This window comes from Achromobacter veterisilvae (assembly GCF_037619525.1).
GTDB lineage: Bacteria > Pseudomonadota > Gammaproteobacteria > Burkholderiales > Burkholderiaceae_B > Achromobacter > Achromobacter veterisilvae.
In genome coordinates this window covers 1,604,065-1,620,669 of record NZ_CP148753.1, presented here as the reverse complement: position 1 = coordinate 1,620,669, position 16,605 = coordinate 1,604,065, and the positions used below count along the sequence as shown (strand labels likewise).

The window sequence follows — 16,605 nt, the reverse complement described above, 5'->3', positions numbered from 1 at the left end:
CCTGGCTTACTTCGACGGCGGCGTGGTGCCGGCCGGGGCGCCGGCGCCCAGCGTCTTGTCGCGGGTGGCGGGGATCACGTCCGCGCCGCCCACCACTTCCACCTTGGCGCCCGCGCGCAGGCGGTCGGTGCCTTCGACGACCACCCGGTCGCCGGGCTGCAGGCCTTCGTTGACCGCCACCATGCCATTGTTGATCGCGCCCAGCTTCACCTGGCGCACCTGGACCGTGTTGTCCGCCTGCACCAGGAACACGAAGGCCCCGGCCGAGCCCTGCTGAATGCCGGCCGTGGGGATGGCGGTGACGTCCTTGCGCGTCAGCACGTGCAAGCGCACGTTGACGAACTGGTTCGGGAAGAGCGCGTCGTCGTTGTTGTCGAAGCGCGCCTTCATCTTCAGGGTGCCGGTGGTCACGTCGATCTGGTTGTCCAGCGTTTCGAGCTGGCCCGTGGCGATGCGCCGGGTGTCGGCCCGGTCGTAGGCGTCGACCGCCAGCGTCTTGCCCGCCGCAAGCTCGGCGCGCACCTCGGGCAACTGGGTTTCGGGCAGCGTGAACACCACCGAAATCGGCTGGGTCTGGGTGATCACCACCAGTCCGTTCGTATCCGAACTGGACACCAGGTTGCCGCGGTCCACCTGGCGCAGGCCCAGGCGGCCGCTGATGGGCGCCGTGATGCGCGCGTATTCCAGTTGCAGGCGGGCGTTGTCCACGTTGGCCTGGTCGCTCTTGACGGTGCCCTCGTACTGGCGCACCAGCGCGGCCTGGGTATCGACCTGCTGCTTGGCGATCGAGTCCTGCTTGAACAGGGCCTGGTAGCGCTGAAGGTCGCGGCGGGCGTTCTCCAGTTGGGCCAGGTTCTGCATCTGCGTGCCGCGCGCCTGGTCCAGCGCCACCTGGAAGGCGCGCGGGTCCACCTGCGCCAGCAGGTCGCCCGCCTTCACGAGCTGGCCTTCCTGGAAGGCGACCTCCACCAGTTCGCCGCTGACCCGGCTGCGGACGGTGACCGTGTTGTACGCGGTGACGGTGCCCAGCGATTTCAGATAGATGTCGATGTCCTGCTGGGTGGCGGTGGCGATGCGCACCGGCACCGCCATGCTGGCCATCGCCCCCGCGGGAGGCCGGCCGCCGGGGCGCCCGCCCGGCCCGCCCGCGCCGCCCGGCTTGGCCGAGGGCCGCAGGACCAGCCAGGCGATGCCTGCCGCGACTAGCAACACCACCGCCAATCCGGCAAGGCGGCGGCGGGTCCAACGGGCGGGCGGAGAAACAGGACGGCTTTCAGGCATGGAACGGTTCTGGCGCTGGCGAGGAAAGCCGTATTGTCTACTAGACCGTCCCGAATTCCAGCATCGCGGCCCGTAGTTGAAACTCGGCGCAACAGGTATCAGGCCGGGGTGGGATGGGTGGAGCGCGGGGGTTCTTGAGGAAGAACGCTATTGCTGGACGCGCGAAACCCATTGGGCGGCGCGAGCCGGGATTTGCGCTTGCCGCGAAAAACGGCGGCTGGCGCCGCCTGATGGGTTACGCGCGCTGGGCAACCGGGTTCTTTCTCAAGAACTCTCGCGCTGCACCCATCCTACGAACTGCAAAGGGTCATCTGGAAAGGCACGTCGCGCGCGACCTGCTGGGGCTTGAATTCGCCGTCCTGGGTGGAAAAACGTATCCAGATCATGTACTTATTGGCGCTGATCTCGGGAAACACGCCCTGGGTGGGGTCCAGCCACACCCGCAGCAACTGGAACTGCTTGCCGCCCAGCATCTGCTGGTAGGCGCCCTGTTCCCCCACGATGTCGGCCTTGCGGCCGGCCTCGCGCAGCAGGCGCAGCGCCAGGGTCAGGCCGTCGTAAAGGGGGAGGAACGGCGCCACCCAGGATTGCAGGTCCGCGCAGCGGGCGGCCTCGGATTTGTTCTGCCAGGCGAAGTACGAGGGCATGTCGACCTGCGTGGCGCTGCCCGGCACCGACAGGCGCCCTCGCAGGCTGGTCAGCCATTCGTTTTCGCGCAGGGACTGGCCGGTCTTGCCGGGCGCGGCCAGCGCGCCGGCGGACTTTTCCAGTTCGCGCAGCATCGTTTCCAGCGCATCCTGCGCCACGCCGGGATGGTCGCGCAGGCCGACCAGCGCCAGGCGCTGGCGTTCCAGGTCCTGCAGGAGCGCGCCCTTGACGTCGGTGCGCTCGCAGGCGTCGAGAAGATCGAACAGGGAGGTGACGGCGACCTGGTGCTGGCGTGAATCCCCCTCGCGAGCAAAGAAAAACAGCCTGTCGAACAGGTATTCCAGCCGCAGGTAAGCGCGGATGCGCTCATTGAAGGGGTATTCGTAAACAATCACGCTTTTTTACAGGCCCATCGATGGTTGGCCGGCTCGCCAATGTTATTCAGGGGTGCCGGCCCAGGGCATGCCGGCCCGTCGTGGTCGCCAGCGCAAGCCAGCGGTCATGCAGGGTCTTCGCCTGCGCGCGCAATTGTTCCGGCGACGTTGCGCCGTCGTTGACGATGACGTCGTCGGCGGCTTCCAACCGGCTTGCCCGCGCAGCCTGTGCCGCCATGATACGCCGGATGGCGGGCTCCGTCAGCCCGCTGCGCGAACGCACCCGGGCCACCTGCGTGTCGGGATCGCAATCCACCACGCAGATGCGGTCCAGGCGCGGACGCCAGCGCGGCAGGGACTCCACCAAGAGCGGCACGACGAAGACCAGATACGCGCCGGTGGCGGCGCCGGCCTGGCGTTCGGTCTCCTGGCCGATGATGGGGTGCAGCACGGCCTCCAGCCGCTGGCGCACCCGCGGATCGGAAAAGGCCTGCTCGCGCATCCACGCGCGGTCCAGCGCGCCGTCGGGAGCCAGCGCCCGCGGACCGAATTCGCGCTCGATCGCCGGCATGGCCGCGCCGTTCGCGGCGGTCAGCATGCGCGCGATCTCGTCGGTGTCCACGAGCGTGGCGCCCCATTCCGCGAGCATGTCCGCCACGCGGGTCTTGCCCGATCCGATACCGCCCGTCAGCCCGATCTTGAACATACCGCTCATCCCGTGTTTCCCGATGGGGCGCGCCCGGCGCCTGCCGGCCGCGCTAGCCCAACCATGCCCAGAGCCCCTGCGGGCCGCCCGCCAGCAGCGTCACGATGCCCGCCAGCGCCAGGTAGGGGCCGAAAGGCAGCGGCTGCCCGCGGCGGGCGCGCCCGCTGAGCGTCAGCGCGCCGCCGATCAGCACGCCCAGCAGCGACGCGCTCAGCAGCAGCATCGGCAGGGCCTCGACGCCGAACCATGCGCCCAGGGCCGCCAGCAGCTTGAAGTCGCCGTAGCCCATGCCCTCGCGCCCGGTCAGCAGGCGGAATACATGAAAGATAACCCACAGGAAGACGTAGCCCGCCACCGCGCCGGCCACCGCCATGCGCAGATCGGCGAAGGCGCCCGAAAGATTGACCAGCAGGCCCGCCCACAGCAGCGGCTGCGTCAGCGCGTCGGGCAGCAGCGTGGATTCGAAGTCGATCCAGGCCAGCGCCACCAGCGCGGCCGACAGGCCCATGGCGCACAGGGCCAGGGGCGTCGCGCCGAAACGCCAGGCGCAGGCGGCGAACAGCGCGCAGGTCAATAGTTCGATGGCGGGGTAGCGCCAGCCTATCGCCGCCCCGCAGGCGGCGCAGCGCCCCCGCAGCAACAGCCAGCCCAGCAGAGGCAGCCGCCGCCAGCCGGACACGGCGGCGGCACAGGCGGGGCAATGCGAGGCCGGCGACCACAGGCCGTAGCGGGTCGCGGACCGCGCCTTGCCGGCCGCCTCCTGGCATTGCGCCTGCCACTCCTGTTCCATCATGCGCGGCAGCCGATGGGTCAGGACCGTCAGCCAATTGCCGACGGCAAGTCCCGCCAGCGCCGCCAGGGCGATGAACAGACCCGGGGGCAAATCGAAGGCATGCCGCATCGCCGTCATCCGCGAGAACGGCGCGGGCGCGTCGCCGCAACGCCCGCAAGGCCGAGGACGCAATGGAGGACGGGCCGGCGGCCGTGTCGTAATTTGTGCATAAAGTGCGGACTACGCCCAAGAGCGGCTAAGGGAACGTATCGAATCTTCGCATAAGTGCGTAAAATCGGAGACAGACTCAATTCACGGATAAGCTGCCATGGCCGCGCGCGTCGACATCGTTACCCGTTCCCGCAAATTCAGCGTCATGGGGCTCCTGCTGGCGGGCACCGCATTGGGCGCGGCAGGCTGCGCCCAGCAGAAGGCGGAAGGCTATTACGACCCCCCGGTGGAAAGCACCGTGACCGATGCGCAGTACCAGGGTTCGGGCGCCGCCTACCGCAGCGTCATCCGCGCGCCGTCGCAGGTGCAGATCGCGCTCAAGCCCGATGCGCGCAAGCCGCAGAACCAGGCCCAGCAGGCCGCCGCCACGGGCCAGATCACCGAAGACGGCCAGGCCGTGCCGGAAGACACCGGCGGCAGCTCCAGCGCCGCCGCTGCCGCGCCCGCCCCCGCGCCCAATGCCGCGGCGCTCAGCCTGGTGCCGCAGCCGCAAACCTATATGGGCACGCTGCCTTGCTTCTCGCCCGCCATGCAATGCACGGCGCAGCGCGTGACGCTGACGCTGGCGCCCAACGGCCGCTGGCGCGGCCGCACGGCCTACCTCGACGACGACCCGAAGAAGGGCCCCCCGGTTGCCGAACAAGGCTGCTGGGACGCCACCGACGAACGCCCGCCGCGCGTCATCCTGATGGACGGCCAGGGCAATGTCCGCGTGGAATTCCTGGTGGCGGCCAACAATGTGCTGCGCGTGCGGTCCATCGGCGGCCAGACGCCCAACCTGAACTACAACCTGACCCGCCAGCCCGACCTGGACCCGATCGACGAACTGGCCAAGGCGGGCGCGCCCAAGTGTCCGTAATGCCCGGATCCGGCCGCTGACCGCCGCCGCGAATCCGATGCCTGGGCCCCGGGCCTGGCGAACGCCCCGTTCGCCAGGCCCGATGCTTTTGAGCGGACGGTTCCCGGCCGGGCGCGCGGGCCGCGGCCGCGGGCCAGGGACGGGCGTCATGCCCCCGTGCCGGGCCCTGCCGGGGACGGGCCGTAGTCGGACGGCGGCGGCTCATGCAGCGTGGGAGCCGAAGCGGGCGGGCCTGCTTCCGGGCGGCCGCAGCCCAGCACGGGCGAGGCGCCCGAACGCCCGTGCGCGCACAGCCGGCAGGCCAGTTGCATGGCGTTGCGGGCATGGAGCTTGGCGAAGATGCGGGCGCGGTGGGCTTCGACAGTGCGCAGCGAAATGTCCAGGTCGATGGCGATGACCTTGTTGGGACGGCCGGCCGCCACGTAGGCAACGATCTGCCGTTCGCGGGGAGTCAGGGAAGACAGGGCGGCTTCCAGGTCGGGACGGGGGGCTTGCATCGGGCGGCTCTCCTGCAATGTGCGATTGCATTGAGTCTGCCCGGCCGCGCGGGCCGCCGGAAGCTGGCAATTCTGCCAGGGAAGGACATAAATGCCCTCCCCCTGGCGCGGCGTCAGGCCGTGTAGGCCAGTTCCAGGTTGTCGATCAGGCGGGTGCTGCCCAGCTTGGCGGCCGCCAATACCACCAGCGGCTCGCCGGCCTGCAGGTCGGCGGCTTCGGGGCGCTTCAGGTCGCGCTGGCGGCGCAGGGCCACGTAGTCCACCTGCCAGCCGCGCCGGGCCAGGCTTTCGACCGCTTCGCGCTCCAGGGCGGCGGCGTCGCGCTCGCCCTGCGCCAGGCGCTGGCCCACGCGTTGCAGTTCGGCGTACAGCGCGGGCGCCTCGGCGCGGTCGGCATCGCTCAGGTAGCGGTTGCGGGAAGACAGCGCCAGGCCGTCGTCGGCGCGCACGGTTTCATGCGCCAGCACGTCCACCGGCAACTGGAACTGGCGGCACATGTTGCGCACCACCATCAACTGCTGGTAGTCCTTCTTGCCGAAGACGGCCACGCGCGGCTGCACGCAGGAAAACAGCTTCAGCACCACGGTGCTGACGCCTTCGAAGAAGCCAGGGCGGAACTCGCCCTCGAGGATGTCGCCCAGGTCGTCGGGCGGCTGCACGCGGTAGTTCTGCGGCTCCGGGTACATTTCGCGCTCGTTCGGCGCGAACAGCACGTAGACGTCGCGTTCCCGTTCGAGCTTCTCGATGTCGGCGGCCAGGGTGCGGGGATACTGGTCGAAGTCCTCGTTGGGGCCGAACTGCAGCCGGTTCACGAAGATGCTGGCCACCACCGGGTCGCCGTGCTGGCGCGCCAGCTTCATCAGCGCCAGGTGGCCTTCGTGCAGGTTGCCCATCGTGGGCACGAACGACACGCGATTCTGTCCGCGCAGGTGATCGCGCAATTCCTGGATGGTGTGTACGACTTTCAAGGGGACTCTCCGGGGATTGTTTGCGTTCCTGGGCCCGGCCAGGGTCAGGCCGCGACCGCCGCCACGCTGGTATACGCCAGGCGGACGTAGATGGGCGCATAGGGCTCCGCCTGCGTGATCTCCAGCAGGGATTCGCGGGCCAGCTCCAGCATGGCGATGAAATGCACGACGACCACCGCCGCGGGCGCGCCTTCGCGGACGCGCTCCATGAACAGGTCGCCGAATTCCATGAAGCGCACGTCGTTCAGGCGCCGCAGGATGTGCGTCATGTGATCGCGCACGGACAGTTGTTCGCGCGTGATGTGATGGTGCTGGTTCAGCTTGGCCCGCTTCATGATGTCGGCCCAGGCCGCGCGCAGGTCGTCCACGCTGACTTCCGGCAGCATGCGTTCCACGCTCAGGTCGGCCACCGCCTGGCTGCTGACGAAGTCGCGGCCCAACTGCGGCATCGCATCCAGCTTCTGGGCCGCCAGCTTCATCTGTTCGTACTCGAGCAGGCGGCGCACCAGTTCGGCGCGGGGGTCTTCGGGCTCTTCGCCGGTGTCGGTCTTCTTGACCGGCAGCAGCATCCGCGACTTGATCTCGATGAGCATCGCCGCCATCAGCAGGTACTCGGCGGCCAGCTCCAGATTGTGGATGCGGATCTGCTCGACGTAGGACAGGTACTGCCGCGTGACATCCGCCATGGGGATGTCCAGCACGTTGAAGTTCTGCTTGCGGATCAGGTAGAGCAGCAGGTCGAGCGGGCCTTCGAACGCTTCCAGGAAGATTTCCAGCGCATCCGGCGGAATGTACAGATCCGTCGGCATTTGGAACAGCGGCTCGCCGTAGAGGCGAGCGAAGGCCACGCTGTCAACCGTGTCGGGCGTGCTGTCGACAGGCGGTTCCACTAGCGCGGCCAGGGCGTCGCCCGGGAGGCAAGCGTTTTGGGCCATGGTTGCCGCAAGGGGCTCAGTCGGCCTGGTAGACGTACGGCTTTTGCGGCACGCGGGCCGCGCGGAAGCCTTCCAGCAGTTCCGAGTCCTGCGGTTTGTCCCAAAGGCGCGCGCGGCCTTCGCGCTGGCGTTCTTCGGTGCCAGGATGCGATTGCTTGAAGTCTTTCAGGAACTGAGTGATCTCGGATTCGTAGTTGGTCGCCATGGCACCAATTTCAATGGGTTTCGGATGAGGGGAGTTTACTTCACGACGGCCCTCCCCCCGGCGTTACAATCTGGCGGCACCCAACGCCGCCTCCCGCCATGTCCGCAGAATCCGCAGCAGCAGCCCATCCCGCTCCGTCCCCCACCCCGGAAGCGGTGCGCGCGGCGCGCATGATCCCCTTCATCGTCGGCTGTGCCCTGTTCATGCAGATGCTGGACGCCACGGTGGTCGCCACCGCCCTGCCGGCGATGGCGCGGGCCCTGGGATCCACCCCGGTCCGGCTGAACGTGGCCATTACCTCCTACCTGCTGTCCGTGGCCGTGTTCGTGCCCGTCAGCGGCTGGGCGGCCGACCGCTACGGCGCGCGGCGCGTGTTCGTGGCCGCCATCGGCCTGTTCACCCTCAGTTCCGTGGCCTGCGCCCTGTCCCAGGACCTGCCGCAACTGGTCGTCGCCCGGATCGTCCAGGGGATGGCGGGCGCGATGATGGTGCCCGTGGGGCGGATCATCCTGCTGCGCACGGTGCCCAAGCAGGACCTGCTGAAGGCCATGTCCTTCCTGTCCATCCCCGCCCTGCTGGGGCCGGTGATCGGGCCGCCCCTGGGCGGCTTCATGGTCACCTACATGTCCTGGCACTGGATTTTCCTGATCAATATCCCCATCGGGGTCCTGGGCATTTTCCTGGTGCTGCGCTACGTGGCCGAAATCCGCGAGGAAGGCGCCCCCAGCCTGGACTGGCCGGGCTTCCTGCTCAGCGCCATCTGCCTGGCGACGCTGGTCAGCGGCTTCGAGGCCATCGGCCGCGACGTCATGCCGCTGCCGATGCTGCTGGGCCTGATCGCCACGGGCGCCGCCTGCGGCTTCCTCTACGGCCGGCATGCCCGGCGCGCGGAGCACCCCATCATCGACCTGTCCCTGATGCGGATCCCCACTTTCGCCATCGCCACGCTGGGCGGCAACCTGTGCCGCTTCGCCGTGGGGGCCACGCCCTTCCTGCTGGCCATGCTGCTGCAGGTGGGGTTCGGCCTGTCGCCGTTTTCGGCCGGCCTGATCACGTTCGCCAGCGCCGCCGGCGCGCTGCTGATGAAGTTCGTCGCCACCCCCATCGTGCGGTATTTCGGCTTCCGCCGCGTCCTGACCGTGAACGCCCTGCTGGCCGGGGCGTTCATCGTGATCTGCGGCGCCTTCACGCCCCAGACCCCGGTCTGGCTGATGATCGCCATCCTGCTGGTGGGCGGTTTTTTCCGTTCGCTGCAATTCACCGGGGTAAATACGCTAACCTATGCCGACATTCCCCCGTCCAAGATGAGCCGCGCCAGCAGCTTCGCCGCCATGGCGCAGCAGCTCGGCATCAGCCTGGGCGTGGGCGTGGCCGCGGTCACGCTGAACATCAGCATGGCTTTGCGCGGCGCCGAGACGTTGGCGATACGGGACGTCGTCGCGGGCTTCATCGTCGTCGGCTTGCTGTGCATGGCTTCGACCTTCTCCTTTGGACGCCTCGACCCTCTGGCCGGGGCACATTTGAACGGCGCGAAACAAAGTGACGACGAATGAATTTGTCCTAGCCCTGGACCAGGGGACCACCAGCTCCCGAGCCATCGTATTCGACCGGGATAGCGTCGTGCGCGGCGTCGGCCAGCGTGAATTCCGCCAGCACTACCCGCGGCCGGGCTGGGTCGAGCACGACGCCACCGAAATCTGGCACAGCCAACTGGACGTGGCCCGCGAAGCCCTGCGCAACGCCGGCGCGACCGCCGCCGACATCGCCGCCATCGGCATCACCAACCAGCGCGAAACCACCCTGATCTGGGAACGCGCCACCGGCCGGCCGCTGGCCCGCGCCGTGGTCTGGCAGGACCGCCGCACGGCGCCCCTGTGCGACCAGTTGCGCCAGGACGGCCACGCCGATTTCCTGCAATCGCGGACCGGCCTGGTGCTGGACGCCTATTTCTCGGGCACCAAGCTCGCCTGGCTGCTGGACCACGTGCCCGGCGCCCGCCAGATGGCCGAACGCGGCGAACTGGCCTTCGGCACCGTCGATACCTGGCTGATCTGGCAGTTGACCGGCGGCGCGGTGCACAGCACCGACCCCAGCAACGCCTCCCGCACCATGCTGTTCGACCTGCACACCCAGGACTGGAGCGACGAGATCCTGGCCCTGCTCAAGATCCCGCGCAGCGTGCTGCCCCGCATCGCGCCCAGCAGCGCGGTGGTGGGCGAGGCCCTGCCCGAATGGCTGGGCGGCGCCATCCCCATCGCGGGCGTGGCGGGCGACCAGCAGGCCGCCACCTTCGGCCAGGCGTGCTTTGCGCCCGGCATGGCCAAGAACACCTACGGCACCGGCTGCTTCATGCTGATGAACGTCGGCGACCAGCCGGTGCGATCGAAAAACAACCTGCTGTCCACCGTCGGCTGGGGCCTGCCCCGGGCCGGCGCCGCCGGCTGGCAGCCCACCTACATGCTGGAAGGCGGCGTGTTCGTGGCGGGCGCGGCGGTGCAATGGCTGCGCGACGGCCTGGGCATCATCCAGCGTTCCGAAGAAATCGAATCCCTGGCCGCCAGCGTGTCCAGCACGGACGACGTGTTCATGGTCCCGGCCTTCGCCGGCCTGGGCGCGCCGCACTGGGATCCCTATGCGCGGGGCACCCTGGTGGGCCTGACCCGCGGCACCACGCGCGCCCACATCGCCCGCGCCACGCTCGAATCCATCGCCCTGCAAAGCGCCGAACTGCTCACCTGCATGAACGCCGACAGCGGCATCGCGCTGACCGAACTGCGCGTGGACGGCGGCGCGGCCCGCAACGACCTGCTGATGCAGATGCAGGCGGACCTGCTGGGCGTGCCCGTCGTGCGCCCGCGCGTGCCCGAATCCACCGCGCTGGGCGCCGCCGGCCTGGCCGGCCTGGCGGTGGGCTTCTGGTCCGGCCAGGACGAATTCGCCTCGAAGTGGCAGGCGGAACGCACCTTCGAACCGACCTGGCCCGAATCGGTGCGCGACGCCCGCATGAAGCGGTGGCGGCAGGCCGTGGAACTGTCCAAGGGCTGGTCCGCGAATGCGGGAGCGTGAGGCTGCCCGCCAATATGCGCGGTCAGGTGTCTGACACCCGTACGGCAAGACGATCGGTCAGGTGTCTGACACCCCTACGGCAAAACGATACGAGCTTGAGGCAGCGCTTCCCGGGTGTCAGACACCAATCGTGGCCAGCAACGTCTTCCCCCGAGGGTGTCAGACACCCGGCAATACCTCTGCAATCCGCACCGGCAACTCGTACGGGTGTCAGACACTAGGCATCCAGGTGTCTCGGATGCCTTCCCCGCCTCAAGCCACCCGCACCCCTCCTATCGGCACCACCGTCGCGCTGAATTCCTTCAGCAGTTCTTCTCGGCGGGCCGCGGCCTTTTCCATCGCGGCTTCCTTCACGTGCCCGTAGCCCCGGATCTCTTCCGGCAGGCAGGCCAGGGCCACGGCGCGGTCCAGGTTGCCCCGGTTCAGCTTGGACAGGATCGCCGTCAGCGTCTCCCGGTACTCGCGTATCAGTTCGCGCTCGGCGCGGCGCTCCGCGGTGTAGCCGAAGACATCCAGCCTTGACCCGCGCAAGCCGCGCAGCCTGGCCAGCAGGCGGAAGACGCGCAGCATGCCGGGGCCGTAGCTGCGCTTGACCAGGTGGCCCGCCTTGTCCCGCCGCGCGAATAGGGGCGGAGCCAGGTGGAAATGCAGCTTCCAGTCGCCTTCGAACTGCTCGCCCACCCGCTTGATGAACTCGCCGTCCGTATACAGCCGCGCCACCTCGTATTCGTCCTTGTAGGCCATCAGTTTGAAGTAGCCGCGCGCCACCGCCAGCGCCAGCCGGTTCGTGCCCGTGGCCTCGCGCTCGGCGCGCGCCACCTTGTCCACCAGATCGGCATACTGCTTGGCGTAGGCCGCGTTCTGGTAGTCGGCCAGGAACGCCTTGCGCACCGACACCAGTTGCTCCAGTTCGCCCGCGGGCCGCTTCAGGGCCACCACCGGACTGGGCGAGCGCGGGCGCTTGAGTTCGATGATGCCTTCGGGATGCCCGGACGGCGCGCCGCCGTTGGCCAGCAGCCGGTTCACGCCCGCCAGGTCGTGGGCCGCGCGGCGGCCCCAGGCGAAGGCCGCGATATTGTTCGGCACCTGCTGGCCGTTCAGTTCGATGGCGCGCAGCAGCGCCTCCTGGGACAGCGGGATCCAGCCCTTCTGGTAGGCATAGCCCATCATCAGCGGGTTGGCGTAGATCGCGTCGCCCAGCAGGCCCACGGCCAGGGCGGCGGCATCCACGGTGTCGAGGTTGTCCTTGCCGCAGGCGGCCCGCAGGTCCGCCGTCAGGTCGGCGCCCGGCAGCGTCCAGTCGGGATTGCCGACGAACGCCGCGGTGGGCGCGGTGTCGCTGTTCAGCAGGGCCCGCGTGCGGCCCGGCCGCAGCCGCGCCATGGCTTCCATGCTGGTGGCCACGACCAGGTCGCCGGCCAGCAGCAGGTCGGCTTCGCCCATGGCGACCCGGGTGTTCATCAGGTGGTCCGGCGTCTGCGCCAGCACCACGTGCGAATACACCGCGCCGCCCTTCTGCGCCAGGCCCGCCATGTCCAGCACCGAACAGCCCTTGCCCTCCAGGTGGGCCGCCATGCCGAGCAACTGGCCGATGGTGACCACGCCCGTGCCGCCCACCCCGGCGATGAACACGCCATAGGGCTGCTCCAGCCCGCGCAAGGCAGGGTGCGGCACGCCCTCGTCGATGGCGCCGTCCTGCGCCAGGGCGCGCGGCTTCTTCAGCTTGCCGCCCTCCACCGTCACGAAGCTGGGGCAAAAGCCCTTCAGACAGGAGAAGTCCTTGTTGCAACTGGACTGGTTGATCGTGCGCTTGCGGCCGAACTCCGTGTCCAGCGGTTCCACCGACAGGCAGTGCGACTGCCGCGAGCAATCGCCGCAGCCTTCGCAGACGCGTTCGTTGATGACGACGCGGCGCGCCGGGTCCGGGTAGGCGTTGCGCTTGCGGCGGCGGCGTTTCTCGGTGGCGCAGGTCTGGTCGTAGATCAGCACCGACACCGCGGGATGCTCGCGCAGTTCGCGCATCACCGCGTCGAGTTCGTCGCGGTGGCGCACCGGCACGCCCGGCGCCAGGCCTTCGGCATGCTTGTACTTCCCGGGCTCGTCCGTCACCACGACGATTTTCTCGATGCCTTCGGCCGCCATCTGGCGGCTGATCATCGGCACGCTGAGCGGGCCGTCCACCGGCTGCCCGCCCGTCATCGCCACGGCGTCGTTGAACAGGATCTTGTAGGTGATGGGCACCTTGGCCGCCACCGCCGCCCGTATCGCCAGCAGGCCCGAATGGAAATACGTGCCGTCGCCCAGGTTGGCGAACACGTGCTTTTCCTCGGTGAACGGCGCCTGGCCCACCCAGGGCACCCCTTCGCCGCCCATCTGCGTAAAGACGTCCGTGCTGCGGTCCATCCACCTGACCATGTAGTGGCAGCCGATGCCCGCCATTCCGCGCGAACCCTCCGGCAGGCGCGTCGAGGTATTGTGCGGACAGCCCGAACAGAACCAGGGCTTGCGCTCTTCGACGACGCGCGGGCGCGCCAGCGCCTGCTCGCGTTCGGCGATGAAGGCCAGGCGCGCCTCGATGCCGGCGCGCACGTCCTCGGGCAGCTCGAAGCGCAGCAGCCGCCCGGCGATCGCCCGCGCGACCATGGCGGGCGAGAACTCGTAATGCGCCGGCAGCAGCCAATTGCCCTGGGGCACCGACCATTCGCCGCCGTCCTTGTCGTCGAACTTGCCGACCACCCGCGGGATCTTCTTGCCGCTGCCGATCCAACTGAACAGCTCTTCCTTCAACTGGTATTCCAGCACCTGGCGCTTTTCCTCGACGACCAGGATCTCGTCCAGGCCTTCCGCGAAGCGCTGCGTGCCGGCGGATTCCAGCGGCCAGACCATGCCCACCTTGAACAGGCGCAGACCGATGCGCCGGCAGACGGCCTCGGACAGGCCCAGGTCGGACAGCGCCTGGCGCGTGTCCAGATAAGCCTTGCCGGAGGTCATGATGCCGAAGCGCGCGTCGCGCTGCGGCACGTCCCACAGTTCCTGGTTGAGCCGGTTGGCGCGGGCATAGGCCAGCGCAGCGTAGAGCTTATAGTCCAGCAGGCGGGCCTCCTGCTGCAGCGGAGTGTCCGGCAGCCGGATGTTCAGGCCGTCGGCCGGCGGCTGGAAGTCGTCGGGCAGCAGGATCCGCACGCGCTGCGGGTCCACGTCCACCGAGGCGGAAACCTCGACGATGTCGGTAATGCACTTCATGCCCACCCAGACGCCCGCGTAGCGGCTCATCGCCCAGCCGTGCAGCCCGTAGTCCAGCACCTCCTGGACACTCGACGGAAACAGCGCCGGGATCATGCAGGCCTTGAGGATGTGGTCGCTCTGGTGCGGCAGCGTGGACGACTTGGCCGGGTGGTCGTCGCCCGCCACCACCAGCACGCCGCCGTGGCGCGAGGTGCCGGCGGCGTTGGCGTGCTTGAAGACGTCGCCGCAGCGGTCCACGCCGGGCCCCTTGCCGTACCACATGCCGAACACGCCGTCGTACCTGGCGCCCGGGAACAGGTTGACCTGCTGCGAGCCCCACACGGCGGTGGCGGCCAGGTCTTCGTTGATACCGGGCTGGAATTCGACGTGGTGCGCCTTCAGGTACTTGGCCGCCTTCCACATGTTCTGGTCGACCCCGCCCAGCGGAGAGCCGCGGTAGCCGGACACGAAACCCGCCGTATTCAGCCCCGCCCGCAGGTCGCGCGCGCGCTGCATCATGGGCAGGCGGACCAGGGCGTGGATGCCGCTCATCCAGGCGCGGCCGGATTCCAGGGTGTACTTGTCGTCCAACTGGACGGATTCGAGCGCCGCGCGCAGCGCGGGCGAGAGAGGGGCGTTCATGTCTGCTCCGAGGGATCCTGGAACCCCGCCGGCTTCGCGCGACACCCTCTTGAAGCGCGCGCGGGCGAGCAGGGGACGTGAATTCCGGGCGCTGGCGCGCTTCTGTTTTACTTGGTTGTAACCGCTACCCCCACCCCGGGCAATAGGGCGATGCGATAATTGCCTCCATGGACTTCGCCCCACGCATCGTCGACTGGCAGCGCCAGCATGGCCGCCACGATCTTCCCTGGCAGAACACCCGGGACCCCTATCGGATCTGGCTGTCCGAGATCATGCTGCAACAGACCCAGGTCGCGACCGTCATTCCCTATTACGAACGCTTCCTCCAGCGCTTCCCGGACGTGGCCGCGCTGGCCGCCGCCGCGCAGGAAGATGTGATGCCCTACTGGGCCGGCCTGGGCTATTACGCCCGCGCCCGCAACCTGCATCGCTGCGCGCAGGAGATCGCCCGCGACTGGAACGGCCGCTTCCCGCCCACGGCCGAAGCCATCACCACGCTGCCCGGCATCGGCCGCTCCACCGCCGCCGCGATCGCGGCGTTCGCCTACGGCGAGCGTTCCCCCATCCTGGACGGCAACGTCAAGCGCGTGTTCACCCGCCACTTCGGCATCGCGGGCGACCCGGGCAAGCGCGAGATCGAGCAGCGGCTGTGGGCGCTGGCGGACGCGCAGGTCGAGGCCGCGCCGGACCTGGACATGGCCGCCTATACGCAAGGGCTGATGGACCTGGGCGCCACCCTCTGCACGCGCGGCAAGCCCGCCTGCGGCAAGTGCCCGGTGGCGGACAGTTGCGTGGCCAGGCGGGAGGGTCGCCAGGCGGAGCTGCCCACGCCGAAGGCGCGCAAGGCCATCCCGGAACGCGAGACCTGTATGCTGGTGCTGCGCCACCAGGGCGCGTTCCTGCTGCAGCAGCGGCCCGAGCCCGGCATCTGGGGCGGGCTGTGGAGCCTGCCCGAATTCGACACGGCCCAGGACCCGGACAGCGCCTCCCGCGCGCTGGGCCTGGAGCCCGAGCAGCGCTTCGAACTGGCCGCCTTCGCCCACACCTTCACCCATTACCGCCTGCACATCCGGCCCTGGCTCGTGCCGGTGCGCGCGGCCGGCCTGCGCGAATCCGCGCTGCCGGAACGCTGGGTGCCCGCCGACAAACTGGCCTCGACGGCCCTGCCCGCTCCCGTGAAAAAGCTGCTGCTGGGATTGGTGGAGGCCGGCTTGCAGGGCGGGCTGTTCGACGACGGCGCGGCCTGAAGCGCCGCGCGCCCCCGGCTAGGCGCCCCCTCCCAGCAACATCACCAGCTTCAGGTCCGGATGCGTCGCCAGGCGGAACGTGATCTGCTGGTAGGCGAGCTTGCCGCGCAGCGGGTGCTGGAACTCGCGCAGGCCGCCTTCGCGTTCCACCACCGCGTGGCGCGTCCACCAGTGGGCGAACACCGGGCTTTGCCGGCTCAGGTTGTCCAGCAGCGCAAGCACCGCCGGCTCGTCCAGGTGCGCGCCGGCATCGGCCCGGAATTCCGCCACCACGCGGCGCGCGCGCTGGTCCCAGTCCACCACCAGTTCGCGCGCGGCCGGATCCAGGAAGATGTAGCGCAGCAGGTTGGGTTCGGCGTCGCGCCTGGGCCAATCGTCGAACAGGTCGCGCAGCGGCTCGTTGTAGGCCAGCACGTTCCAGGCGCGGTCCAGCACGTAGGCGGGCGCATCGATGGCGTTCACGCATTCCTGCAGCGATCCCGGCACGCCGCCCCCGTCGTCGCGGGCGTGCTGCGGATCGGCGCAATCGGCCAGGTCGAACAGATAGGCGCGCTCGGCGCGGGCCAGTTGCAGCACGCCCGCGATCCGCGACCAGACCGAAGGCGATACCGAGACCTCCCGCCCCTGTTCGATCCAGGTGTACCAGGTCACGCTGATGCCGCAAAGCTGGGCGACTTCTTCGCGCCTCAGCCCCGGCGTGCGGCGGCGCATGCCTTCGGGCAGGCCGGCCATACGGGGCGTGATGCGGGATCGCGCGCTGCGCACGAACTCGCCCAACGCCTGGCGGCGCACGCGGGAACCTTCGTGGCCGGCGGCGCCGGCCTGGGGGGAAGTAGTCATACCAGGATCAGGAATGGGCTTGTACGTGTATAGCGGCCCGCCTATCTTAGCGCCTGCGCCGCTTGTTCCGAGCGGCCCGCCCTTTATCCGCCCTCGCACCCAAAGGATT

General features: G+C 69.1%; 14 protein-coding genes. 4 read left to right on the top strand and 10 right to left on the bottom strand.

Features of this window, described 5'->3' with window-relative positions; translation table 11 throughout:
* Positions 1-6: 6 nt before the first annotated feature.
* The 4 genes from WHX56_RS07535 to WHX56_RS07520 all read right to left on the bottom strand — a co-directional run bounded on the left by WHX56_RS07535 (position 7) and on the right by WHX56_RS07520 (position 3,910).
* Positions 7-1,281, bottom strand: coding sequence for an MdtA/MuxA family multidrug efflux RND transporter periplasmic adaptor subunit (locus tag WHX56_RS07535; RefSeq protein WP_287751945.1), 1,275 nt, complete (start codon positions 1,279-1,281; stop codon positions 7-9).
* A 290-nt stretch (positions 1,282-1,571) separates the two neighbouring features.
* Positions 1,572-2,324: a cell division protein ZapD gene (gene zapD / locus WHX56_RS07530; RefSeq protein ID WP_338880894.1), complete on the bottom strand. Its 753-nt coding sequence runs from the start codon at positions 2,322-2,324 to the stop codon at positions 1,572-1,574.
* Positions 2,325-2,370: 46 nt separating this feature from the next.
* Positions 2,371-3,009: a dephospho-CoA kinase gene (gene coaE / locus WHX56_RS07525; RefSeq protein WP_129241611.1), complete on the bottom strand. Its 639-nt coding sequence runs from the start codon at positions 3,007-3,009 to the stop codon at positions 2,371-2,373.
* A 52-nt stretch (positions 3,010-3,061) separates the two neighbouring features.
* Positions 3,062-3,910 (bottom strand): prepilin peptidase, encoded by an 849-nt coding sequence (locus WHX56_RS07520; protein ID WP_287751780.1) that lies wholly within the window; start codon positions 3,908-3,910, stop codon positions 3,062-3,064.
* A gap of 199 nt (positions 3,911-4,109) precedes the next feature.
* On the opposite strand from WHX56_RS07520, the gene WHX56_RS07515 reads away from it, so the two are divergent.
* On the top strand, positions 4,110-4,871 hold the full coding sequence (locus tag WHX56_RS07515) for a hypothetical protein (RefSeq protein WP_338880893.1): 762 nt from the start codon (positions 4,110-4,112) through the stop codon (positions 4,869-4,871).
* Positions 4,872-5,017: 146 nt separating this feature from the next.
* Here WHX56_RS07515 and WHX56_RS07510 read toward each other — a convergent pair whose 3' ends face one another.
* The 4 genes from WHX56_RS07510 to WHX56_RS07495 form a co-directional block, all read right to left on the bottom strand.
* Positions 5,018-5,368, bottom strand: a complete 351-nt coding sequence (locus WHX56_RS07510; RefSeq protein ID WP_244235045.1) for a response regulator transcription factor — start codon at positions 5,366-5,368, stop codon at positions 5,018-5,020.
* Positions 5,369-5,481: 113 nt separating this feature from the next.
* A complete protein-coding gene (gene panC, locus WHX56_RS07505; RefSeq protein WP_338880892.1) occupies positions 5,482-6,336 on the bottom strand; it encodes a pantoate--beta-alanine ligase in 855 nt (284 codons plus the stop codon).
* Positions 6,337-6,380: 44 nt separating this feature from the next.
* Positions 6,381-7,271 carry a segregation and condensation protein A gene (locus WHX56_RS07500; RefSeq protein ID WP_287755330.1) on the bottom strand — a complete coding sequence of 297 codons (891 nt, stop codon included), beginning with the start codon at positions 7,269-7,271 and terminating at the stop codon, positions 6,381-6,383.
* Between the two features lie 16 nt (positions 7,272-7,287).
* Positions 7,288-7,476 carry a DUF3460 family protein gene (locus WHX56_RS07495; protein ID WP_129241542.1) on the bottom strand — a complete coding sequence of 63 codons (189 nt, stop codon included), beginning with the start codon at positions 7,474-7,476 and terminating at the stop codon, positions 7,288-7,290.
* Between the two features lie 98 nt (positions 7,477-7,574).
* On the opposite strand from WHX56_RS07495, the gene WHX56_RS07490 reads away from it, so the two are divergent.
* Together WHX56_RS07490 and glpK are read left to right on the top strand one after the other, a co-directional pair.
* Positions 7,575-9,029: a DHA2 family efflux MFS transporter permease subunit gene (locus WHX56_RS07490; RefSeq protein WP_129241541.1), complete on the top strand. Its 1,455-nt coding sequence runs from the start codon at positions 7,575-7,577 to the stop codon at positions 9,027-9,029.
* The gene (gene glpK, locus WHX56_RS07485) at positions 9,016-10,542 is read left to right on the top strand and encodes a glycerol kinase GlpK (protein WP_129241540.1); all 1,527 of its coding nucleotides are present in this window, start codon (positions 9,016-9,018) and stop codon (positions 10,540-10,542) included. Before WHX56_RS07490 ends, glpK begins: the two co-directional genes overlap by 14 nt.
* A gap of 252 nt (positions 10,543-10,794) precedes the next feature.
* Here the strand turns inward: glpK and WHX56_RS07480 are convergent, their stop codons facing one another.
* The gene (locus WHX56_RS07480; RefSeq protein WP_338880891.1) at positions 10,795-14,409 is read right to left on the bottom strand and encodes an indolepyruvate ferredoxin oxidoreductase family protein; all 3,615 of its coding nucleotides are present in this window, start codon (positions 14,407-14,409) and stop codon (positions 10,795-10,797) included.
* A gap of 167 nt (positions 14,410-14,576) precedes the next feature.
* On the opposite strand from WHX56_RS07480, the gene mutY reads away from it, so the two are divergent.
* On the top strand, positions 14,577-15,656 hold the full coding sequence (mutY, locus tag WHX56_RS07475; RefSeq protein ID WP_338880890.1) for an A/G-specific adenine glycosylase: 1,080 nt from the start codon (positions 14,577-14,579) through the stop codon (positions 15,654-15,656).
* An 18-nt stretch (positions 15,657-15,674) separates the two neighbouring features.
* Here mutY and WHX56_RS07470 read toward each other — a convergent pair whose 3' ends face one another.
* Complete coding sequence (locus WHX56_RS07470) at positions 15,675-16,496, bottom strand: helix-turn-helix transcriptional regulator (RefSeq protein ID WP_129241537.1); 822 nt, start codon at positions 16,494-16,496, stop codon at positions 15,675-15,677.
* Positions 16,497-16,605: the final 109 nt, after the last annotated feature.